The following is a 23,292-nucleotide window of genomic DNA, read 5'->3' as shown; positions in this document are numbered from 1 at the left end:
TGCGTTAAAGAAATGGCACATAATGAGATATTCTCCTCCACCATCTCAGCGTGCAATAAGTTAAGTTTTAATAATTATTAAGGTTACTCATCTTTAAGGAGTAAAATGTATAGGCTCCACTCCGCTCCCTATACATTTTGCAGAATCTTTCCATTAAAAAAGCAGGAGCCAGGACAAAATTAAGTCCTGGCTCCTGCAATAATAGAAATTCTGCTCTTATTTAATTGTACCTGCGTCTTTATCATGCACGCCATGTTGATAATAATCTTTATATTCTGGTTCCATAGGCTCATTTCCTAAGATGATATCTGCTGCTTTTTCAGCAATCATTAAGACTGGTGCATGAATATTACCGTTTGTAGTCGTCGGCATGACTGACGCATCGACTACGCGTAAGTTTTCCATGCCATGTACTTTCATTGTTAATGGATCTACAACTGCCATAGGGTCAGAAGCTGGTCCCATTTTCGCACTGCAAGATGGGTGTAGTGCTGTTTCAGCATCACGGCGTACCCAATCTAAAATTTCTTCATCCGTTTGTACTTCTGGTCCTGGAGAAATTTCACCTGCATTATATGGATCCATTGCAGGTTGCGATAAGATATTACGTGCGACACGAATCGCTTCTACCCATTCACGTTTATCTTCTTCAGTTGATAAATAGTTGAAAGTAAAGTCTGGGTGTTCGAATGGATTTTTAGATTTAATCTTCAAGTGACCGCGAGAATTAGAGTACATTGGTCCAACGTGTACTTGATAACCATGTTCTGTATCTGCTTTTTGGCCATCATAACGTACCGCAATCGGCAAGAAGTGGAACATCAAGTTTGGATATTTCACATCATCATTTGAACGGACAAAGCCACCGCCTTCAAAGTGGTTTGACGCTGCTGGTCCTTTACGGCTGAAGATCCATTGTAAACCAATCCAAGGCCATCTTAATAAATTCAAGCTTGGCTGTTCAGAAACTGGTTGTTTAGCCGCATGTTGAATATATACTTCTAAATGGTCTTCAAAGTTTTCGCCTACACCTGGCAAGTTGATACGCGGCTCAATACCTAATGATTTCAAGTGCTCTGGATCACCGATACCAGACAATTGTAGTAATTGCGGTGTATTGAAAGCACCACCTGATAAAATAACTTCTTTAGCAGTAACGGTATGCTCTTTACCATTACGTTTAAATGTTACGCCTGTTACTTTGTTGCCTTCAAAGTTTAATTTAGTCACAAATGAACGTGTTTTAACATGTAAGTTTTTACGTTTCATGGCAGGTCTTAAATAAGCACGTGATGCAGAAACACGACGTCCATTATGCACTTGGCTGTCGAAAGGTCCGAAACCTTCTTGTCGGAATCCGTTAACATCTGGTGTTTTGTTATAGCCTGCTTGTACACCCGCTTCAAAGAACGCTTGGAACAGCGGGTTCTTCGCTGGTCCACGTTTCAGTTTGATTGGGCCGTGGTGACCACGATATTCATCGTCTTTCGTCGAACCGAATGTCTTTTCCAATCTTTTAAAGTAAGGTAAGCAATGCGCGAAATCCCAAGTACTCATACCTTCAGGCGCACCCCATTTTTCATAGTCCATCGGGTTGCCGCGTTGATAAATCATGCCGTTGATTGAGCTTGATCCGCCTAGTACTTTACCACGCGCATGTGCGACTTGACGTCCGCCCATATGCGGTTCATTATTTGTACTGTAAATCCAGTCGTAGAAACGATTGCCTGACGGGAACATTAATGCAGCGGGCATTTGAATGAATAAATCCCAGAAATAGTCGCTGCGTCCTGCTTCTAATACTAATACTTCATTGTTCGGGTTAACGCTTAAACGGTTGCCGAGTACTGATCCAGCACTTCCGCCGCCGATAATAATGTAATCATAATCATAAGATGTTGCCATATATTTATATCCTCCTATTATTATGGTTAGTTTAATGCTGAATAGATGTAGCGATTTCAGCTTTGTTCAACCTATTGTCAAAAAATAAAGCGGGAAAGCAGGGGTATTTAGCGATGAGGCTGAGACATAATAATGTCTCAGCTCTTCTATCTGAACTGGCAGTAGCTATCTGAATAGAAAATGCGCTTGTTCCAAGCTTCTTTCTATTCTAGTTAGCCTTGCCGGGGCGGGAAGACGAAATAATTTTAATCAAAAATTATTTCTGTCCCGCTCCCATTCAGTGACAATCCTGCTTTGCTCGCTCTATCGATACTTTAAATTTAACCTTGGAACCAATTGACTGGCTCTGGTTGATAATTCGTTAAGACATGTTTAGAAACTAAGTACTCTTCAAGGCCTTCTTTTCCTAATTCACGGCCGATACCTGACTGTTTATAACCGCCCCAAGGAGCTTGCGCGAAGTAAGGATGGAAGTCATTGATCCAAACTGTACCCATGCGCATACGGCTAGCGACACGTTGTGCTTTGCCGATATCTTTAGAGAACACCGCGCCGGCAAGTCCATAAATAGAGTCATTCGCTAAACGCACCGCATCTGCTTCATCTTCAAAGCCTTCAACCGTAACAACCGGTCCGAAAACTTCTTCCTGCACGATACGCATTGAAGTGTCACAGTCCGTGATGACTGTTGGTTCGAAAAAGAAACCATCTTGTAAGTCCTTGCGTTCAGGACGCTTGCCTCCTGTGGCAATAGTAGCGCCTTCTTCTTTAGCGACATCCATATAGCCTTCAATTTTAGCTAAATGTTCCGCAGAAATAACAGGTCCCATTTCAGTTGTTTCATCAAAACCATTACCGACACGAATTTTTTTAACTCGGTCAATTAACGCTTTCTCGAATTTATCTTTAATACTGTTTTGAACGATAATACGTGAACCTGCTGAGCATACTTGACCAGCATGGAAGTAACCGCCGTTAAGCGCTTGATCGACTGCTAATTCAAAGTCTGCATCTTCAAATATAACGTTCGGATTCTTACCGCCAAGCTCTAATGCTACGTTTGTCACATGATCAGCAGCTTGTTTCATGATATGTTTACCTGTTTTAATACCGCCTGTGAATGATACGAGGTCGACATCTGGATGGCCAGATAATACGTCGCCGACTTCTGAACCGGCACCTAATATCAAATTGATAACACCTTTAGGGAAACCGACTTCTTCCATCAATTCGAAGACACGAATTGTAGTAAGTGGTGTAATTTCACTTGGTTTCATTACTAGTGAACAACCTGTTGCAAGTGCAGGTGCAATTTTCCAAGATGCTTGCAATAAAGGATAATTCCAAGGTGTAATCTGTGTCACTACTCCGAGAGGTTCTTTCAAGATTTTACTTTCAGTTCCTGGGATTGGAGAGTTGATCACTTCACCGCCATCTTTATCTGCAAGTCCTGCAAAATACATAAATACATTATGGATATCATCCATATCTGCTAATGATTCTTCGTAAGTTTTACCTGTATCTAATGTTTCAAGTTTCGCTAACTCTTCACGATTTTCTTTAATCTTGTCAGCGACAGCTCTAACTTTCTGTCCTTTGACTTCACTTGTTTCATTGGCATATTCGCCTTCATCAAATGCGCGTCTTGCAGCCTCAATGGCACGTTTTGCATCTTCAGGTGCTGCTTCCGCGACTTCAAAAATCACTTCTTGGTTGTACGGATTGATAATTTTGCGTGTTGCTTTATTAGCACTATCTACCCATTCGCCGTCAATAAAATGTTGGCGAGATAAATGGTTTACAAGTTCCATCATTTCGACCTCCGTTAACTTTGTTAAATTTTTATTTAACGAATTTTACAAACTTTATGTTACCATGGAAAAGAGAACAAAGTCAAATTAGGTGGAAAGTAAGGTGCGGAAAAGTGCGATTAGGTTGCGAGCAATAAGAAGCAGAGAGATTAGACTGTTCTTTAGTCTAGTCGAGCTGCGCCTTATTGCCGAGAAACCTGCACTTTGTAGCCCGTATATCTCAAGGTGCTGGTGACAGCGTTTAAGATTTGAGTAATAAGAAGCAAGAAGATTAAACCGCTCTTTGGTTTAGCTCGCCTTGCGCACTTATTATCGAAAATCTTGCTGTCGAAAGCCCGATTATCACAAGGTGCTGGTGAAGACAACGACTTGCTCCCGATTAATAAGCAACTCTGCTCTCTCTTTGTTTTTCCCACCAGCATTGGACTAATTCATTAATTAACTCTAAAATAAATGTAAATGCAGTAGACGGAGGTTTAGTATGGCAAGTTCTAATAAATATGAACAAGAAATTGACGAAGCCAAGGATTTAGTAATCAGTGCCATTGGTGAAACAATGGATTTATATGGTATCAATCGCAGCGTCGGCAACTTATACGGCACAATGGTATTCGAAGACAGCATGACCCTCGATCAAATGCGCGAGGAACTGCAAATGAGCAAACCAAGTATGAGTACAGGTGTAAAAAAACTGCAAGAGTATGACTTAGTGAAACAACAATTTACACGCGGTAGTCGTAAACAACACTTTGTAGCGGAAAAAGATTTCTTTTTATTCTTCCGCAATTTCTTCAACATTAAATTCAATCGCGAAATCACTGTAAATATGGAATCTTTAAAAGAATCCGAGGAGATTATCAAAAAAATCCTTGAGGCAGATGATGTAGATCCAGAAACGAGAGAACATGCTGAAAAAGTATACGCACAACTTGAGCACTCAACTGTTTATTATAAATGGTTATCACAAATCAGCGACGCCATTCAAAGCGGCGAGATTTTCAAATATTTTCCAATACCTGAAGAATAGCGAGTATGAGCGGCAGAGTATCGCTAAGATTTAGAGACAGCTTCGTTATACTGATTTATCAAATATAAGTGTCTAGAAAACATTGGGTTCTAGGCACTATTTTTTTGTGGAAATTGCTGGAAAAGCTAGGAATCTAGACACTAGTTTCCAAGTTGTGTCTAGAAAACACCTTATTCTAGACACTAGTTTTCAAGTTGTGTCTAGAAAACACCTTATTCTAGACATTAGTTTTCGAGTTGTGTCTAGAAAACCTATAATCTAGACACTAGTTTCCGTGTTGTGTCTAGAAAACACCATAATCTAGACACTAGTTCCTGAGTTGTGTCTAGAAAACACCTTATTCTAGACATTAGTTTTCGAGTTGTGTCTAGAAAACCTATAATTTGGTATGTCATCCCACCATCTTGGCCAATATATCCGTTTATTGGACATGTTCGCTCCATTCTTGGCCAATATCCGCATTTATCAGACATGCCTCCATAAATCTCGCGCGATATACACGCCAACAGCCACACCGCCACCCACTAATACCACCACACAAAAATAGCACCAGAATCCCTTCAACCAAAGGATTCTGGTGCTTTTACATTGTTATTTCAGCGGTGTATCATTATCTCTATTTTCAGCGATTTCATGCATATTCAACACCCGCTGCTCTGCTTTTTTCAGTCGTTCAGCCCTTAATTCAAGCTTAATCCGATCTCGCGACAAGGTGATGATAAAGGATATCATCATAAAGACGAATATGACGATTAATGGCACAGAAGCCAGTATCGATGCCGTCTTTAAAACTTCAAGCGCGCGTTGTCCACCTACAAGCATTAATGAGAAAGGCAGCAAGCAAAGTGCGAACGCCCAGAATAGACGATTGGCACGCAATGGTTCGCCCACTACTTTCTTTTGCGAAGCGGATGCTAAAATATATGAGCCTGAATCGAATGTTGTGGCCAAGAATAAGAACGCAGAAATTAAGAACAAGACCACTACGATGTTACCGAACGGCAATTGATGCATAACTTCAATAATTGCTGATTCAGTACCATGTGTATTCAAGAATTCTACTACATTAAATTGATGTGTGATTTGTAAATAAACTGCATAGTTACCAAAGATACCGAAGAATAGAACACAACCTAGTGTTCCGTACACAATCGTACCCAAGATAACTTCTTTCAACGTACGGCCTTTAGAAATACGTGCAATGAACAGTCCAATAAACGGCGCGTACACAATCCACCATGACCAATAGAAAATGGTCCATTGTTGAGGGAAGTGTGTCAACTTACGCCCATCAATACCGCCGAACGGTTCCAGCCATGTGGCCATTTCAAAGAAGTTTTTCAACATGTTACCGAAACTTGTCACTGTCGTATTCATGATAAAGACAGTCGGTCCTACTACAAACACGAAACCTAATAGTAAGAATGACAACCAAACGTTGACGTCACTCAAACGTTGAATTCCTTTTTTCAAGCCAGTGTAAGAACTGACCGCAAACACTACCGTAATCGTTAACAAGATAATCGAACGTAGTACCATATTACTGCCGTCCAGTCCTGTTAACTTCTCAATACCAGCAGAAATCATCGGCACACCTAAAGCTAATGAAGTCGCTGCACCGCCGAGCAATCCGAAGATAAACAGAATGTCGACAATCTTACCAGGCAATTTATCCGTTTGCCCTTTCAAAATCGGACGGCATGCTTGGCTGATCTTATAAACCGGTTTCTTCTTCACGAAGACTAAATAACCGATTGGCAATGCCGGCAACACATAAATCGCCCACGCAATAGGTCCCCAGTGGAACATGCCGTACATCGTCGCATATTCCAACGCGTGGTCCGTCATACCTTTCGCTCCATGCGGCGGAACTTGATAATAATACGCCCATTCAATGACGCCCCAATACAAAATATCAGAACCGATACCCGCACAAAATAGCATCGAAGCCCAGCTGAAATTACCGAACTCCGGACGGTCACTCGCTTTACCTAAAGTCACATTTCCATATTTACCGAATGCAATGTAAAGCACGAAGCCTAAAATTACGAGGCCCAACGTCAGATAAACAGCACCAATCGAGTTCGAAATCGACTCATTAATGTCTGTGATGACTTTTTGACTCGCTTTCGGAAAGGCCATCATCGGCACTACCGCAATGAGCAGCACGATAACCGTTCCATAAAAGGTCGTCCAGTCCATAATGTGGGACTTTTTCGCTTTGCTTTCTTTTTTAGCTTTTTGCAATGTATTTGCACTCCCTATTTATTTTTTTGTGTTGAGAAAAATATATAAATCATTTCCCCGCGAAACATACACATCTCAACAACTTATTTAATAGCTACATAAAGACAGTAACGAATTATTTATAATAATGCAAATTCATGCAGATTAAAATATTGCTTCCAATGAATAAATATATATTTTTTGTAAGCGTTTCAACCCGAGTAACCGGCGATAGCGTAGTGTTAAATTAAAATTTAACGAATTGAACGAACTTAATATACGTAAATTTTGCATATTTATTCTTTTTAACCGAATAAATATTTTTTTAAAAGAAAGCTTTGGAAAGCAAATTTCCCATCCGAAATACTCTACCCCTATTCTGTTAATTTCACATAAAAAACCTCGGCTAAAAAATAACCGAGGCACATCTAATATTATTAACTATTTTGTTTAGCGAACGCTTTACCAATTGCTTCTAATTTATGCGGCGCATCATGCATCGCCATTTTAACTTCTACAAAGTGCATCATATCCGGATAAGCTTTAATTGCTTCAAAGGCTTGATCTAATTCTTCGCTTGTGGAAACATCATGCACTTTCACCACATCTTCGCCGCCAAAGACTGCAGGCAAGGCTTTGTAATCCCACATGTAAATATCATTATATGGTTCATTTTCACCGTGGATTTTACGTTCAACTGTATAACCGTCATTATTAATCACGAACATTACAGGTTTCAAACCTTGACGAATCATAGTTGAAATACCTTGTACCGTCAATTGTAATGAGCCGTCACCAATCAACAATAAGTTACGACGGTTCGGATCTGCAATTTGTGTACCAATTGTAGCCGGCAATGTATAGCCGATAGAACCCCATAAAGGTTGTCCCACGAATTTATTACCTTTATACAACGCTAAATCATAAGCGCCAAAGAAAGAAGTCCCTTGTTCAGCCAAGATTACATCAGAAGGAGCTAAGAAATCTTGCATCATCTTGAAGTAAGTTTCTTGTGTTAATACATCGCCACTCAATTCATATTGACCCGCTTCTGGACGTTTGAATTTCGGATAATCCGCTTCATTCACATAATCCATTTCCAACAAGCCATCCATTAAATCCGGCAACGTCACATCTTCTGCCACTGTTTCATTCATTTTGAAATTGTGATGATTCAACATCACGACATCATCAATATCAAATTCGAATGAGAAGCCAGCTGTTGCAGAATCCGTCAATTTCGCACCAATATTCAAGATTGCATCACTATTATCTACATACTCGCGAATATTTTCTTCGGCAATCGAGCCATCATAAATCCCCATGTAATAAGGACTTTCTTCATTAAACGCACCTTTACCAAGCGATAATTGGGCTACAGGAATATGCGTTTGATTTACTAATTTTTCCAGTGCTGCATGCAATTTGAAACTATTAATTTCATGACCTGCAATAATTACAGGTTGGGAAGCACTTTCCAATTTATCTTTTACCATAGAAATATATTTTGAGACATCATGAGGTTGATGCTCCGGCACTTCATAAGCAGTGTCCACCTCTATTTCCGTCATTGCCACGTCAATCGGCAAATGCAAATGCACCGGACGTTTCTCAGCTAACGCCGCATTCAATAGACGCGGAATTTCCGTTTGTGCATTATCAGGTGTAATGTAACCTTGCGCTGTCGTAATCTCTTTGAACATCTTGCGGTAATTATCAAACGTACCTTCACCAAGAGAATGATGCACATATTTGCCTGCATTTTCAACCGCACGCGTAGGCGCACCAGTAATAGCGACCACCGGCACACGTTCTGCATAAGAGCCCGCGATACCATTTACCGCAGACAACTCGCCTACACCAAACGTTGTGACCATCGCACTGATACCTTTCATACGTGCATAGCCATCTGCCGCATAACTTGCATTCAATTCGTTTGTATTACCAACCCATTCCATATCATCTCTGCTGATAATATCGTCTAAGAATGCCAAGTTGAAATCACCCGGCACACCAAATACCTTCTCAACGCCCGTGTTGCTTAAACAGTCCATTAAATACTCTCCGACACGTTTCTTCATTATTCATTCCACCTTTGTCTCTATTTCTAATACAATTCTAGGATAACGCTTCCAATAGAATTAGGTCAATTATATTGACTTATATGTGCGAAAGAAAGATTTAGAAAGAAGGTCGAAGCTAAAGAGGGCCCCCATCAAAAAAAGCAGACAACGCTGCCTGCTTGTCTGCTACTCTTCACCTTTTAAATATTTCACTTCTTGGAACCCTGGTCGATAACTGGCCATTTCTTCCATCATGGCATTCCAGTCATTGCCGACTTTTGCTTTAATATGTTGCAATAAATCATTTTGCGCTTTGTTGATTTCAGTCACTAATTCATGACCTTTTTGCGTAACGAACAACTCTTTCACGCGGCCATCCTCTTTGGATTTCTTTTCCACAACGAGTCCTTCCTCTTTCAGCTTGCGCAAGGTCTGATGACTGCCTTGTTTCGAGATTTCCATACTCTTCAATAGGTCGCGAATTGTAATACCCGGCACTTTGTCGATAAAGAATAAGAAGCGGTGATGTTGGCGGCTCATACCTTTCTTCTCAATAATTTCATCCGCCGTGTTGATAAATGTCTTGTATGCAAAATAGAACAATAGATGCTCATAATCATTATTGTACTCAGTCAATTCTATACATTCCTTTACTTCAAATTCTCTCTGAAAAATTCAGATAATTATTCCTAGTTTATCATATTATGAACTCAATAATAGCGAAAACAATCATCAAACAACCAACAATTAAGAAAAATTTACCATATTTTTTATCTCCTTTGAAAAGCAGAAAATACAGATTAAAAATAACTAATGCACTAATAAGAGAAGAGACCCAACTTGCTAAATCAATCACATTAAAGAGCGATAGCAAATTTAAAATGATAGCCACTATCATGAGGCCGATACCTAAATAAGTTAACCACAACTTATCAACTTTCAATTTTTTCACCTCATTTAAATTATTCATTTGTCTTATATTATATCGCATAATATGTATTAAAGAATAGTTGCTCAACTAAATAATTGAATAATGCTTAATACTAAGTTAAAACACGTTACGAAAATCATAAAATATGCAGTTTTTTTGTAGCCGTTGCGGTAAGTGATTAATGTGCAAACTAATAAAGTGAACGTCAGCATCAAGTTGATGAGACCATTAGGAATAGAAACAACTTTAAAAACAACTAATATATTTATAAGCATCAAAATAATTAATATACCGACCAAAAAATAATCTATTTTACTTCCTTTTCTCATACATCTCACCTCATCTCTAGCCTAACATATGCAGTTCATTTTATTTATCGCACTAATCCTTGTACAATCACATTAACAATCCACAAAGGAGATGGGCACATGGTTCAATTCAAGACCGTGCAAATTACTGAGTTAACAGATGAAGATTTAGAAGCAATGGGCCACCAAGGCCAACTAATAGATGTGAGAGAAACCGAGGAGTACGAAGCGGGCCATATCGACGGCGCGCAGTCTTACCCACTCTCATCACTCAACACCAAATTCCCTCTCGACCAAAGCAAGACCTACTACATTTATTGCCAAGCCGGCAAACGCAGCCAACAAGCCAGCCAAATGCTGAGCGACAGCGGTTTCACAGTCGTCAATTTAAACGGCGGCTACCAAGCTATTCAAGACAGAGCAGAAGCAGAACAATCCCAAACTGCCCCTGCGGAAAAAGAAACCTTTGAAGAGCAGCCGCATCCTGAAAACACTGCTGCCACTGAACTGAAACCTGACCGCAAGAAAGTCAATTACAGCGGTATGCAATGTCCAGGTCCTTTAATGAATGTCAATCAAGAGCTCAAACAACTGCAACCAGGCGAACAACTTGAAGTACTGGTTACGGATCCAGGCTTCGCGAGTGATATTAAGAGTTGGGCAGCACAAACTGGTAATACTTTAGTAGACTTGAAACAAAATGATAAAGAAATTACTGCAGTTATTGAAAAATCCGCACAGCAACCGCAAGATTTAGCAGTACAGCATACTGAAAAGGGCACTACTATCGTCTTATTCAGCGGTGAATTAGACAAAGCCTTAGCAGCCTTTATTATTGCGAATGGTGCTCGAGCTGCAGGTCGTGACGTTTCAATTTTCTGCACTTTCTGGGGCTTAAATGCCTTAAAACGCCCTCATTCAGGTAAAGTGAAAAAGACAGGTATTGAACGATTATTCGGTATGATGCTGCCTAACGGTCCTGAAAATATGCCGCTTTCTAAAATGAATATGCTCGGCTTAGGTCGACTAATGATGAAAATGATTATGAAACAAAAAAACGTGGATTCACTTCCAACTCTCATTGATAAAGCAATTGATAACGATATTAAACTGATTGCCTGCACCATGAGCATGGATGTGATGGGCATTAAAAAAGAAGAATTACGACCAGAAGTTGAATTTGCAGGTGTCGGCACTTATATCGGAGACACTGAACATGCAAACCACAATTTATTTATCTGATGAAATAATTCAACCCCTTATTGCGTTAAAAGACGCAATAAGGGGTTCTTTAATTATTATGAAACTATCGATTTAATAGTGATACATTGTTTATAAATATTTTTTATAGAAAGGAACTAATCCTTTCAAAGCTTCGTCTACTGCTTTAGGTTGATCATATAAGTCATAGTGAGAAACACCTTTGACAATGTTCAATGTTTTTTTATTACTTAATGCTTGATCAAATAAATTATAAGCACAGCGATAAGAACCAAAGGCACCCGGTATATCACCTGCTACAATATATAACGGTTGATCCAACAATTTATCAGCTAAATGATAAGCATCAAAACCAATAATGTCAGCTTGATTGATAACACGATATCGATTTGTTACATTTTCATGATAGCCGCGATCTGTTCTATAGTAATCTACCGCTTCTTTAATGTCGATATCATCAAGTCCTTGCTCTTTACGTTGTGCTTCGCTGTCAGGCGCATACGGCATCAGTGCTGGTTCTGCACCCTTAGCCTCTGCCTCGCGTTGATCTGCAACTTGATACAAGGTTTTCAATGCAGCATCTGGCATGAAATTTCCTTCTCGTGCTAACATTCCGAAATTGACACCTGCAACAGAACCAACTGCTTTAATACGTTTGTCAGTTAAGCTGGCATTAACTGCATAACCGCCGCCTCCGCAAATACCTAAAATACCAATTCGTTTGTCATCTACAATATCAAGTGTATTTAAATAGTCAATAGCTGCTTTGGCATCATCTACCCGGTAATAAGGCACTTCAATATTTTTTGGTTCTGCAGCAATCTCACCTTGGTGTGACGCATCAAATGCTAAAGTTGCGAAACCTTCTTCAGTTAATCGTTTCGCATAAATGCTTGCAGTTTGTTCTTTTACGCTACTTATAGGGTGCATGACTACAATAGTTGGTAACGCGTTATCTTTCGCATTATCCGGTGTTCTTAAAATCCCTGCAGTTTCCACATCTCTTGTTTTAAAAGTTACATATTGTTCTTTCAAAAATAATCACCCTTCCGTATTTTTAATTCACTCTAGTGTTTTATAACTCAGGTGTGTATAATTTAAATATATCAAGAAATTTCATTTATACAATTTATACCCTCGAACGTTCGTGTATTAATACACAGATCTAGAATATCGGGTTCTAAATGAGGAGATGTTCCAATATGGATAAACGTGTTATCAAAACGCAGCGTAATATTACTAAAACCTTTTTAGATTTATTTTATGAAAATGACTTTGAGAAAATTACTGTTAAAAAAATAGCTGAAGCTGCTGAAATAGAACGCAAAACTTTTTATCTTCATTATCTAGATAAATATGACCTGCTTGATGCAATTGTTCAAAAACACTTTGAGCACTTAGATGAAATATGTGAAGCAAAGAAAGATTTAGGTTTAGAAGAAGGTACGATAATCTGGTTTAATTTTTTCGAAGAACATCAAATATTTTTCAAACGACTTTTCGATATTAAAAATGCTGATGAATACAAACAGAAATTGCAAAAATTTATTATGCGCCAACTAGCGGGTAAATTAAGTACAACATTTATGAAATCACATCATTTAAACGAACAGCTTTTCTCAGAATTTTTTGCTGCAGGCATTGTACAAATGGTAATGCTTTATATTCAAGATGAAGTTTCAAATAAGGGAGCCATTGAGAATCAAGTTGCCCAATTATTGCAAACGGTAGATACATCCAAATAACGAAGGGCGATTCAGAGCTTCGCGATATTAAGCGTAGTTTATAAAGAGTGGGAAATATATTGGACATGTTTCCCATCACCTTGGCCAATATATCCATTTTATTAGCCCTATCTAACTTCACTCCACCCCATACAACCACACACTTTTTTATGTAACAACTTAAAAAAGCGAGACATTCATTCATGCCTCACTTTCCATTTATCGCTCATTTCGCGTGTTTAAATTTTTTAACTGTATAAATAAAGAGCGGGATAACTACAATTAATTCCACTAGAATAGCGATTGAAGAAATCCAACCGATATTCGCATGTGTGATACTTTGTGGCAGCAATGAAAAGTCCCATAGACAATGATATATCATCAAAGGGATAATATTTTTCATTAACACTGCTAAGCAACTGAAGACCAGACCGAACAAGAATGTCGCAAATAGTTGGATTATCGTTGCAATTAAAGATGCTCCACCTAGTACATTCACTGAGTGCAGCAATGCAAATAAAGCGCTACTGAATAAAATAGCAAATTTAGCTGTTCTCTTTTCCAATAATACATTGAGTAAAATTCCTCTAAACATCAATTCTTCTGAAAATCCCACAAAAATCGTCATGATAAAGATTGTAAAAATAAGAGAAGTACGACTACTGAAGTCACCCGTCGTTACCAACATAATAACTGTAGTAAGAATGATAATAATAAACGGAATCAGCCATTTCGTGAAACGTACTTTTTGCGATAAAATCGTCACTTTCATTCTTGTATAAACTATAAAGGTAAATATCGCCATGATAATTTCAAAATAAATTAATACCTTAGCCATGTTTGGATCAGTGTAATTGTAATGGAAGATAAAGTGTTGCGTTATCATTCCGACAGCCATAATCCCAATATAAATAATCGCAGCTATAACGGCATTTTTTTCTCTTCTCGCCAAAGAAAGTACCTCCTCAATAACACGCATTTATTTTTTATATTGTATTTCAACTTAATAACAGAGTATCATTTTTTTTATGAGGAAAGGGTGCAAAAATAAAAACAGAACATTTGTTCGTGTTTTTCTTTGAAAATTGAGATCCAAAATGCTAAACTTAATTCATGAGCCAACAGGCTGTATATTGCAGGTGAGTACCTCACATTCCTTCATTCGGCAAGAAAGTGAGGTGGTATGGATGGACATTATTATCCATGAACTCACGATTAATTTTTCTTCGATTGTTCAAGTGACATTACTCGCAACAGCGATTAAGTTTTTAATCAGCAAGGATAGCAATAAAAAAGACTAGCTATGCTACCACATAACTAGTCTTTGTACACTCATATTGAGGTATTCACAATTTCAGATTGCGAGTCTGTGCTCTGGGGCTGGGACAAAATAATGTCTCAGCTCCTACTTTATTTACAATTAAATCTTACCAAAATTAACAAGTGCTTTCAATCAAAGCGAGGTATGCTTGAAATTTAATTGTGTTCTATTGATTGGACTGTTAGTTGTCCGCTTCTTCCAACATTTCTTGCCCCTCTATAAAGAAGTTCGCCATCACTTCAGCACCATCTTCTCTAAAGAATAGTTCTAAATTATCTTGTGATTCTTGAGCACGTTCTTTAGAACTTGCATACATTTTCTGTTCATAATCATTTAAAGCTTCATCCAAGTTACCGTCTGACGCGGCGATTGCTTGCGCTAACATATACGCGTCATACATGGCCATGTTCACACCTTCTCCGGCAAAAGGACTCATGAGGTGTGCTGCATCCCCTATTAATGTAATATTCTGCTGATGTTGCCATTGAAATCCGATTGGCAAACGATAAATTCGACGAAACATGATATTTTCATCAGAGTAGCGAATATATTTAAGCAAATCTTCGTCCCAATCTTGATACTCTTCTAATATCCGCGCTTTCAATTCTTCATTATTCAACGCTTTGTATTCATCTAACTGATCTCGGTCTAATTGATAAGCAACGTAAACAACAATACGTCCATCTCCGTTCAATTGACCTAAAATCAATTGGTCGCCGCCTAATCCCATCATTTTACCATTTTTATTATATTCAGCTAGGTCAGGATATTTTGTTTGGACATCAGGCACGCTGAGTTCGATAAATGAAACACCTGTGTATATTAAATCAGTATCTGCGAGGAACGGTCTTACTTTTGAAAAGGCACCATCTGAACCTACGACTAAATCAAAAATTTCTGTCTCATTATTAGTAAAATTAACTTCAACACGTCCATCATCTAAAGTTTCCATATTGTTAAACTCATAACCATAATGAATACGCTCTGCATCGATTTTATTTTGAATTAAATCACATAATTCACCGCGATCGATTTCTGGGCGTCCGCCTTCACCTTCAGCATCTTCTTCAAAGTATAATTTTCCGTATTTATCAACGATTTTAGTATCTTCACCTTCAAAGCGGGCAAGTGCTTTGAATGCGTCGAGTAAACCTGCCTCTGCTAAAGGTAATTGTCCTGTATCGTGGTGAATATCTAATGAACCGCCACGAGAACGGTTGACATTACGATCTGCTTTTTCATAGATGTGGACATCTAAACCTTGATTTTGCAAGAGTAGCCCTAACATTAAGCCACCTGGACCACCGCCGATAATTCCGATTCTTTTATTTGTCATGTTCATCATCTTCTTTATATAAGTTTTGCGCTTGGTCTTTAATTTGGGCGAGGAAGCGGTTAAATTGTTGACGTTTCTCTTCATCCGTCATCGCTTCTTTGCTGGCTGTCAGTATTGCATTTACTGTTTCTTTAATATCTGCACCTAGAGTTTGCATGTCTTCTCTATTAAAGTTTTGGAATTGTTTCATACGTTGTGCAAATTCATTTTGATCGGCATTTTCTTTTAAAAAGTTTGCGCCCTCAGCAGTGATTGTATAGATTTTTTTATTGCCTTCTTTTGTAACAGACACAAATTCTCTATCTTCCAACATTTGCAAAATCGGATAAACCGAACCTGGGCTTGGGGAGTAGAAACCTTTAAATTGTTCTTCTAAATCTTTAATCACTTGGTAACCATGTTTAGGTTCCTCTTGTAAAGAACGTAAAATCATAAACTGTAAGTTACCTTTTTTAAACATGCGTTCATGTCCTGGTCCACGACCACCAAACATTTTCTCAAATCCGCCGAAACCTCTTCCGAAATCAAATCCTTCACTATCTCTCATATTTCTAAATTGATCAAATCCACGTCTGAACATATTGAATTCCTTCTTTCGTTTTCTTCATTTCGATATATCGGAAGTATAAGCGATATATCGAAATAAGTCAACGATATATCGTTATAATTTTTACGATATAAAACAAAAAAGCTGCTAAACCTTGTTGTAATAAGGTTTAACAGCTAGAAATTATAATTAGCTTTCAGTCACTTCTTTTGTTTTACATAAAAATTTTGTAGCTAAGAAAGCAAGAATAAATGTTCCAATTCCAACTAAAACGTAAGTTAGAAGTTGATTGAAATTATAGATATACATTAATGGTGATAATATAACAGCAAGGCCATATGAATTAGCTTTAATGTGTAATAAAGCTAAAATTCCGCCTCCTAATGACGATGCTAACAGCATAATAGTCAGAGGTTTCAATCCTGTACGCAACACTACACCGAATAAAGCAGGTTCACTTACTCCGAGCAATTGAGTTACAGTAGCACTGATACCAGCTGTTTTGAATGAAGGTTTTTTACTCTTGAGTGAAAGTGCCAAACACACACCCGCATTTGAGAAACCGTACATTGCAGCTAAAGTAATTAATGGGTTAAATCCTGTAGAAGCAAGTAATGATGTTTCAACAATGATGAACATATGGTGTAATCCAGTCATTACTGCTAATGGATAAATAAATCCAATTAAGAAACCGCCTATTCCAAATGGGAGTCCAATAAATGATTTTACCATTGCAATGCCGCCATTTTCGATTATATGTACAATAGGTCCCATAATTAACAATGAGAAAGCCATCATGATTAAAATAACGAAGAATGGAGTAAATATCAGATCTAATGCACTTGGCATGATTTTACGGAATCTCTTTTCTAACTTAGCACCTAGTATACCTGTAAATAGTGCGGTTAAAATACTACCTTGGTAACCTACAATAGGAATGATATGTGCAACCATAATTGGTTTTGCATCTCCGCTAGCCACTTCATAAGCATTAGGTAAAGCAGGAGATACGAGCATTAAGCCAATCAGGAATCCGATAATAGGTGTGCCGCCAAATGTTTTAAATGCACTCCAAGCAATAAACGCCGGTAAGAATGCAAAGGCTGTATCTGTTAAAACACTCACCAGTGTTTTAAGATATTCAGGTATCATATCTGGTGTCATGCCGAAAACACCTAATACAGATTCATTTAACATTACTCCCTTTAATCCAAGGAATAAACCTGTGGCACCGAGTATAGGAATGATTGGAATAAATACATCAGCAAGTAATCTTATAGCCTTTTGTAATTTATTCTGCTTTTTCTTTTCCATTTCTTGTTTTGTTTCTTGTTTGAAATTATATTGTTGTTCTACTGCGTTATAAACTTTGTCTACTGTTCCCGTTCCCAGAACAATTTGATATTGACCGCCAGTATAAAATACCCCTTTAACTTCGTCTATATCTTCAATTTTTGCATCGTCAATTTTATCTCTGTCGTGAACAGACAATCGTAATCTTGTTACACAATGAGTGGCGCTTTCTATGTTGTCTTTTCCTACAACTTCAACTATTTCCTTAGCAATTTTGTTGTACTTATTACTCATGGTGATAGCCTCCTTTAAATTTCATTCAATTTAATCACAAGTGCTTCGTAAGGTCTTAAGTTAATATCAGTTCCATTCAATTTTGTATTTTTATAATTATGAAGCAGTACTTTAATATCGTTGCTTTGTAATTTAATTTTTTCATTTTGATCAGACAAATTAACAATAATTTGAATGTTTTCATTATCACTAATTCGGTAGTAACTAATGATATTATCCTGTGTCTCTTTATCTGCTTTAAAATCTCCATAGATTAAAGTATTGCTATATCGAGAATCATTTCTTAAATGAATCATATCTTCATAAAAATGCAAGAGTGAGTTAGAATCAGCAATTTGGTCTTGTACATTAATCGTTTTAAAATCATCATTCAGTGCTAACCAAGGCGTTGCTTCTGAAAAACCAGCGTTTTCTTCAGAATCCCATTGCATTGGTGTACGTGTGTTATCTCGACTTCTTAAGTTCACAAAATTGAGTGCTTCTTTTTCGGTGTAACCTTCTTGAAGAGAACGCTCGTAATTATCAATACTAGAAATATCATTAAATGCTTCAATAGAATCCCTCTCAAAGTTTTTCATTCCGATTTCTTGTCCTTGGTAAATAAATGGTGTGCCTCTTAAAAAGAAATACAGAATGCCTAAAGCACTTGCTCCAATATAATTCTGATATTTTGTATTTTTGATAAATTTGGAAACGGCTCTTGGTTGGTCATGATTTTCAATAAAAGATGCACCCCACCCTACTTTTTGGAGAGCTTCTTGACTGTTGAAAATTAAATTTCTCAATTCTTTGGTTGTCCAATTAGTTCTTTTAAACCAGTCGCTGCCGGATTCCACATCAATATCTGCATATTTAAAATCAAAAATCATAGAAAAGTATCCGTTTTCTCCAATAAATTCATCTAATTCGTCATACTGAACTCCAGGCGCTTCTCCTACTGTTACACAGTCGAATTTATCAAAAGTTTTTTCTTTTAATTCATGTAAAAATTTCTCAATTCCCGGTCTATTTCTCGTTTTAAATTTACATGTCACTAAACCATCTGGTCCGTCAGCCGGCAGAGAACTATAATCTTGATCCTTTTTCAAGAAAGTAATTGAATCAATTCTAAATCCAGCTAATCCTTTTTCTAACCAACCATTTATCATATGATAAATTTCTTCTCTTAATTCAGGATTTTCAAAATTCAAATCTGGTTGTTTCTTATCAAATACATGTAAATAATACATGTCTTCATCAGGCACTTTTTCCCAAACGCTCCCTCCAAAGATTGAACGCCAATTATTTGGAGGGTTGCCGTTAATACCTTCTTTGAAAATGTAGTAATCTCTATATTTACTTTCAGGATTGTTGATAGCTTCTTTAAACCACTCGTGCTCATCAGACGTATGATTGATGACTAAATCCAACATGATCTTAATCCCATATTTATGTGCTGTTTCAAAAAGATAATCTAAATCTTCTAAAGAGCCGAATTCAGGATTAATATCATCATAATCAGAGATATCGTATCCATTATCAACCATAGGAGATTTATAAATCGGACAAATCCAAATCATTGTAATACCTAATTTGCTTAAGTAAGGAATTTTTTCAGTAATGCCATTTATATCGCCGATTCCATCATTGTTACTGTCTTTAAAACTTCTTGGATATATTTGATAAACTATTTCTTTTTGCCACCATTTTTTTCTCAAGAAAATTCTCCTCTTCTAGTATGGTATCGATACCATACTCTGTATATTTTTAAGAGCAATACAAATTGCTCTTAAATCAAGTCGATAATCTTTCAATTATATTTAAAGATAAATCTGAATGTTTTAAAGTGTTTTCTGTATCATTAATCAAGTTCATTAACTTTCCAGTAGTCTGTTCACCTATACCTTGGATAGGTTGGGAAATCGTTGTTAAAGGTACTTTAAGCAACGATGCAAAGGGCTGGTTGTCATATCCCATAATCGCTATATCTGAAGGTATTGAGATATTATTTTCAGTTAAAGTTTCTATTAAACCCGCCGCTACTTCGTCACTTCCTGCGAATATTGCATCAGGTCTATTTTCTAATTTTAAGTTTATAATTTGCTTGGCAACGGAATGCCCATCTTCTATGGTATGAATGTCTGTATATATCAAACCAGAGTCGATTTCTTTATGAAATTCTTTCATCGCTGTTTGAAACCCTAAATTTCTAGATAAACCATGATTAGTGTCAGTATAAGAACCACCTGTACAGTAAGCAATTTTTTGATATCCTTTTTCAATCAAATAGCGCGTTGCATTATAAGTTGCTTGTTGTTGATCAGTTGAAACAATAGGTATCAATTCTGAATGAATATTTTGATTCCCAGAAACGACTATAGGTCCATATTGAATATAATCTTCAACTAAAGAAATATCATTCTCTAACGAACACATGATGATACCGTCAATTTGTTTTTGTCTCAGCATATCCAACAACTGCACTTCTTCATCTTTACTGTTATGAGTCTGCATAATTAAAATGCGATATGCAGTTGAAGAAAGTTCTTTTTCAATCACTTCAATGAGCGACGAAAAATAAGGATTTGTAATTCTCGGCACTATAACGCCTATATTATAAGATTTATTTGATCTTAATTGAGTGGCCGCTGAATTAGGTACATAATTCAGTTTTTCCATCGCTGTTTTGATTTTTTCTCTGTTTTCATCTGAAATATAAGGATGATTATTTAAAAAGCGTGAAATAGTAGTGGTTGATAAACCTGCTTCTTTAGCTACATCTTTAATAGTCGCTATTTTCATCACCTACTCTATATATGAAATCGATTTCATATATAATAATAAAGCGTTTTCACAACTGTGTCAATACTTCTTTTTATCTCTAAAAAACAAAAACTGCTGTACCTTATTTCTAAAGTTCAGCAGTCGCATAATCTATTTACTTTCTCTAATTTCCTCTGCCAGTTTATCACTATAGCCAAAGAACCATGTCAGTACAAATCCAACTGCAAATGAAATTATAAGAACGAGTATATAAAGCGGTAGTTGTCCAATATCTTTTAAGAAAAGCAACATTCCGGGTAAAACTGTAATGGCCATTCCTGAAGCTTTCAAATGGAAGATAGCAGCAAAAAAACCACCTACAGCTCCACCAATCAAACCACATACGAAAGGTTTGAAATATCGCAAATTAACCCCGAAAATTGCTGGTTCAGTAATACCTAATAATGCCGAAAATGCAGATGGTAAGGCTAATGCTTTGAGCTTAGCTTTTTTAGTTTTGATTCCCACAGCTACAGCCGCTGCAGCTTGAGCTGTCATCGCCGCAGAAATAATCGGGTTAAATTCATTGTAGTGGAATTTTTCTAATAACTGAATTTCCATAAAGTTAAAGATATGATGTACTCCAGTTACTACAATAATTTGTTGGAAAAATCCAATTAAAATACCCGCAATACCAAAAGGCAAAGCTAATACCCATTCTGTACCAGACAATATAATTGTTTCAATTGAATGGAAAATCGGTCCAATTACAAATAAACCTAATGTAATCATTACAAGCAATACTAAGAAAGGAGTAACTATTAAATCAATAGCGTCAGGAATGCGCTTCCTTAAACTTTTTTCAAATTTTGCTCCAATTAACCCAACAAAGAAAGCGGGCAAAACTGATCCTTGATACCCTACTATTGGAATAAATCCAAAGAAATTTAAAGCTTTTGCAGTACCATTACCAACTTCATACGCATTAGGAAGCGCCGGGTTGACCAGCATTAACCCTAATACTATTCCTAATACTGGGCTTCCCCCAAATACTTTAAATGCACTCCATGCAACTAATGCAGGTAAAAAGGCAAATGCAGTATCAGTCAGTACTTGAGTGAATAATATAAAATTTTGAGGGATATCTTTTGCTGTTAACCCCATCCATCCCAAGATTTGTTCATTCATAACGACCCCGCGTAATCCCATAAATAGCCCTGTTGCCACTAATACTGGAATAATCGGTACGAATACATCACCAAATACACGGATTGCACGTTGAAATGCGTTTCCTTGTTTTGAACCTTTTTCCTTTATTTCTTCCTTACTGCCACTTTCAATTCCAAGTTTCGTAATTTCATTGTAAATTTTATTGACGGTACCGGTTCCAAAAATAATTTGAAACTGTCCTGAGTTATAAAACGCTCCTTTAACTTTATCTATCTCTTCTACTTCATCTTGCTTTACCGCTTCTTGGTTTTTTACCATAATCCTTAATCTGGTAGCACAATGTGCAATAGACTCAATATTATCTTTCCCGCCCACTGCCTGGATAACTGACTCAGCAATCTTCTTATCACTCATTCAATTCACCTCTTATAAATTTTTCCACTTCATCTCTTATAGGAAGGCTTTCAATAGCTCCGTACTCAGTAGTTGCTAATCCTCCTACGGCATTTGCGAATCTCAAATATTGATGTCCTTCTTCTATTAAATGATTCCGATCATGGTTTAACAATTGATAAATAACCGCACCTATAAATGCATCACCTGCACCTGTTGTATCTTTTACGGTCACATTAAATCCATCCTTATTTGCGATTAAGCCCTCTTTAGTGTAAATAGATGCACCACTTTTGCCTTCTGTATAAATAACAATTTCCACATTGCCCTTAAATAATGATGTGATGGCCTCATCTTTATCCTTAATACTAGAAATAAATTCTAATTCTTCATCAGATATTTTTAAAATATGAGCTTTAGGAATAAATTCTAAAACAGTTTCTCTTAGAGCGTCTGGAGAATCCCACAACGGAAAACGTAAGTTCGGATCAAATATTACAGTGCCCTCCGCTTGCAACATCTTGTCTATTAATTCTACATGCGTGTGCTTAATAGGATAATCCACTAAATCTACTGAACAAAAATGCAGAATGTCCGTTGAATCAAACTCTAATCCAGTTAAATCCTCAGTTTGCAACAACATATCCGCTGAAGGCTTTCTATAAAAGGCGAAGTCACGTTCACCTTCCTTAGTTAAACTTACGAAAGCAAGCGCAGTATTGGCTTCAGGGGTTTTCTTTAAATGTTGTGTATCTACACCGATATTTATCAAGGTATCTTCAATTTTTTCGCCAAATGCATCTTCGCCCACTTGGGTAATAATAGAAGATTTGCCACCAAGTTTAGCTACACAACTTGCTACATTCGTTGGTGCCCCTCCAACTTGCGGCTGAAATTGTGTTACTTCTTTTAATTTTGAATCGCGTTCACCGGGTATAAAATCAATCAGTGCCTCACCAACAGCATATAATTTATTCATA

The 23,292-nt window shown here is 37.2% G+C and carries 18 protein-coding genes; 3 read left to right on the top strand and 15 right to left on the bottom strand.

Annotation, left to right across the window (positions count from 1 at the left end; all coding sequences use genetic code 11):
• Positions 1-216: 216 nt before the first annotated feature.
• A complete protein-coding gene (gene betA, locus CKV71_RS01810) occupies positions 217-1,905 on the bottom strand; it encodes a choline dehydrogenase (RefSeq protein ID WP_095103198.1) in 1,689 nt (562 codons plus the stop codon).
• A 320-nt stretch (positions 1,906-2,225) separates the two neighbouring features.
• The gene (gene betB, locus CKV71_RS01805) at positions 2,226-3,716 is read right to left on the bottom strand and encodes a betaine-aldehyde dehydrogenase (RefSeq protein WP_095103196.1); all 1,491 of its coding nucleotides are present in this window, start codon (positions 3,714-3,716) and stop codon (positions 2,226-2,228) included.
• 481 nt (positions 3,717-4,197) lie between these two features.
• Here betB and cudC point away from each other — a divergent pair, with 481 nt between their 5' ends.
• The gene (cudC, locus tag CKV71_RS01800; protein ID WP_095103194.1) at positions 4,198-4,743 is read left to right on the top strand and encodes a choline uptake/conversion transcriptional regulator CudC; all 546 of its coding nucleotides are present in this window, start codon (positions 4,198-4,200) and stop codon (positions 4,741-4,743) included.
• Between the two features lie 591 nt (positions 4,744-5,334).
• Here the strand turns inward: cudC and CKV71_RS01795 are convergent.
• From CKV71_RS01795 to CKV71_RS01780, 4 genes are all read right to left on the bottom strand, one after another.
• On the bottom strand, positions 5,335-6,945 hold the full coding sequence (locus CKV71_RS01795) for a BCCT family transporter (protein ID WP_095107201.1): 1,611 nt from the start codon (positions 6,943-6,945) through the stop codon (positions 5,335-5,337).
• 461 nt (positions 6,946-7,406) lie between these two features.
• On the bottom strand, positions 7,407-9,050 hold the full coding sequence (locus CKV71_RS01790) for an alpha-keto acid decarboxylase family protein (RefSeq protein ID WP_095103192.1): 1,644 nt from the start codon (positions 9,048-9,050) through the stop codon (positions 7,407-7,409).
• 168 nt (positions 9,051-9,218) lie between these two features.
• Positions 9,219-9,668 carry a MarR family winged helix-turn-helix transcriptional regulator gene (locus CKV71_RS01785; protein WP_095103190.1) on the bottom strand — a complete coding sequence of 150 codons (450 nt, stop codon included), beginning with the start codon at positions 9,666-9,668 and terminating at the stop codon, positions 9,219-9,221.
• 61 nt (positions 9,669-9,729) lie between these two features.
• The gene (locus CKV71_RS01780; RefSeq protein ID WP_167376357.1) at positions 9,730-10,023 is read right to left on the bottom strand and encodes a hypothetical protein; all 294 of its coding nucleotides are present in this window, start codon (positions 10,021-10,023) and stop codon (positions 9,730-9,732) included.
• A gap of 368 nt (positions 10,024-10,391) precedes the next feature.
• Here CKV71_RS01780 and CKV71_RS01770 point away from each other — a divergent pair, with 368 nt between their 5' ends.
• Complete coding sequence (locus CKV71_RS01770; RefSeq protein WP_095103184.1) at positions 10,392-11,513, top strand: DsrE/DsrF/DrsH-like family protein; 1,122 nt, start codon at positions 10,392-10,394, stop codon at positions 11,511-11,513.
• Positions 11,514-11,603: 90 nt separating this feature from the next.
• Here CKV71_RS01770 and CKV71_RS01765 read toward each other — a convergent pair whose 3' ends face one another.
• Positions 11,604-12,527, bottom strand: a complete 924-nt coding sequence (locus CKV71_RS01765; protein WP_095103183.1) for an alpha/beta hydrolase — start codon at positions 12,525-12,527, stop codon at positions 11,604-11,606.
• A 167-nt stretch (positions 12,528-12,694) separates the two neighbouring features.
• Between CKV71_RS01765 and CKV71_RS01760 the strand changes: the two genes are divergently transcribed.
• A complete protein-coding gene (locus tag CKV71_RS01760) occupies positions 12,695-13,237 on the top strand; it encodes a TetR/AcrR family transcriptional regulator (RefSeq protein WP_231917538.1) in 543 nt (180 codons plus the stop codon).
• 205 nt (positions 13,238-13,442) lie between these two features.
• Here CKV71_RS01760 and CKV71_RS01755 read toward each other — a convergent pair whose 3' ends face one another.
• The 8 genes from CKV71_RS01755 to CKV71_RS01720 form a co-directional block, all read right to left on the bottom strand.
• Positions 13,443-14,168, bottom strand: coding sequence for a CPBP family intramembrane glutamic endopeptidase (locus CKV71_RS01755; protein ID WP_095103179.1), 726 nt, complete (start codon positions 14,166-14,168; stop codon positions 13,443-13,445).
• Between the two features lie 550 nt (positions 14,169-14,718).
• The gene (locus tag CKV71_RS01750; RefSeq protein ID WP_371685082.1) at positions 14,719-15,873 is read right to left on the bottom strand and encodes an FAD-dependent oxidoreductase; all 1,155 of its coding nucleotides are present in this window, start codon (positions 15,871-15,873) and stop codon (positions 14,719-14,721) included.
• Positions 15,863-16,453 (bottom strand): PadR family transcriptional regulator, encoded by a 591-nt coding sequence (locus CKV71_RS01745; RefSeq protein ID WP_095103175.1) that lies wholly within the window; start codon positions 16,451-16,453, stop codon positions 15,863-15,865. Before CKV71_RS01745 ends, CKV71_RS01750 begins: the two co-directional genes overlap by 11 nt.
• A gap of 156 nt (positions 16,454-16,609) precedes the next feature.
• Entirely contained in the window at positions 16,610-18,007 is a 1,398-nt protein-coding gene (locus tag CKV71_RS01740) for a PTS transporter subunit EIIC (RefSeq protein WP_095103173.1), read from the bottom strand.
• A gap of 14 nt (positions 18,008-18,021) precedes the next feature.
• Entirely contained in the window at positions 18,022-19,704 is a 1,683-nt protein-coding gene (locus CKV71_RS01735; RefSeq protein WP_095103171.1) for an alpha-glucosidase, read from the bottom strand.
• A 76-nt stretch (positions 19,705-19,780) separates the two neighbouring features.
• Positions 19,781-20,788 carry a LacI family DNA-binding transcriptional regulator gene (locus CKV71_RS01730; protein ID WP_231917537.1) on the bottom strand — a complete coding sequence of 336 codons (1,008 nt, stop codon included), beginning with the start codon at positions 20,786-20,788 and terminating at the stop codon, positions 19,781-19,783.
• 132 nt (positions 20,789-20,920) lie between these two features.
• Positions 20,921-22,333 (bottom strand): sucrose-specific PTS transporter subunit IIBC, encoded by a 1,413-nt coding sequence (locus tag CKV71_RS01725; RefSeq protein ID WP_095103169.1) that lies wholly within the window; start codon positions 22,331-22,333, stop codon positions 20,921-20,923.
• The gene (locus tag CKV71_RS01720) at positions 22,326-23,291 is read right to left on the bottom strand and encodes a carbohydrate kinase family protein (RefSeq protein ID WP_095103167.1); all 966 of its coding nucleotides are present in this window, start codon (positions 23,289-23,291) and stop codon (positions 22,326-22,328) included. Before CKV71_RS01720 ends, CKV71_RS01725 begins: the two co-directional genes overlap by 8 nt.
• Position 23,292 lies beyond the last annotated feature (1 nt).

It is taken from the genome of Staphylococcus piscifermentans (genome assembly GCF_900186985.1).
Taxonomy (GTDB): domain Bacteria; phylum Bacillota; class Bacilli; order Staphylococcales; family Staphylococcaceae; genus Staphylococcus; species Staphylococcus piscifermentans.
Note: the sequence above shows the minus strand (reverse complement) of the source record. Positions and strands in the feature narration are given on the sequence as shown.

Coding starts and splice junctions, on each gene's coding strand:
- betA (WP_095103198.1), bottom strand. CDS start 1,905: ATGGCAACATCTTATGATTATGATTACATTATTATCGGCGGCGGAAGT.
- betB (WP_095103196.1), bottom strand. CDS start 3,716: ATGGAACTTGTAAACCATTTATCTCGCCAACATTTTATTGACGGCGAA.
- cudC (WP_095103194.1), top strand. CDS start 4,198: ATGGCAAGTTCTAATAAATATGAACAAGAAATTGACGAAGCCAAGGAT.
- CKV71_RS01795 (WP_095107201.1), bottom strand. CDS start 6,945: ATGGACTGGACGACCTTTTATGGAACGGTTATCGTGCTGCTCATTGCG.
- CKV71_RS01790 (WP_095103192.1), bottom strand. CDS start 9,050: ATGAAGAAACGTGTCGGAGAGTATTTAATGGACTGTTTAAGCAACACG.
- CKV71_RS01780 (WP_167376357.1), bottom strand. CDS start 10,023: ATGCGATATAATATAAGACAAATGAATAATTTAAATGAGGTGAAAAAA.
- CKV71_RS01770 (WP_095103184.1), top strand. CDS start 10,392: ATGGTTCAATTCAAGACCGTGCAAATTACTGAGTTAACAGATGAAGAT.
- CKV71_RS01760 (WP_231917538.1), top strand. CDS start 12,695: ATGGATAAACGTGTTATCAAAACGCAGCGTAATATTACTAAAACCTTT.
- CKV71_RS01750 (WP_371685082.1), bottom strand. CDS start 15,873: ATGACAAATAAAAGAATCGGAATTATCGGCGGTGGTCCAGGTGGCTTA.
- CKV71_RS01745 (WP_095103175.1), bottom strand. CDS start 16,453: ATGTTCAGACGTGGATTTGATCAATTTAGAAATATGAGAGATAGTGAA.
- CKV71_RS01740 (WP_095103173.1), bottom strand. CDS start 18,007: ATGAGTAATAAGTACAACAAAATTGCTAAGGAAATAGTTGAAGTTGTA.
- CKV71_RS01730 (WP_231917537.1), bottom strand. CDS start 20,788: ATGAAAATAGCGACTATTAAAGATGTAGCTAAAGAAGCAGGTTTATCA.
- CKV71_RS01725 (WP_095103169.1), bottom strand. CDS start 22,333: ATGAGTGATAAGAAGATTGCTGAGTCAGTTATCCAGGCAGTGGGCGGG.
- CKV71_RS01720 (WP_095103167.1), bottom strand. CDS start 23,291: ATGAATAAATTATATGCTGTTGGTGAGGCACTGATTGATTTTATACCC.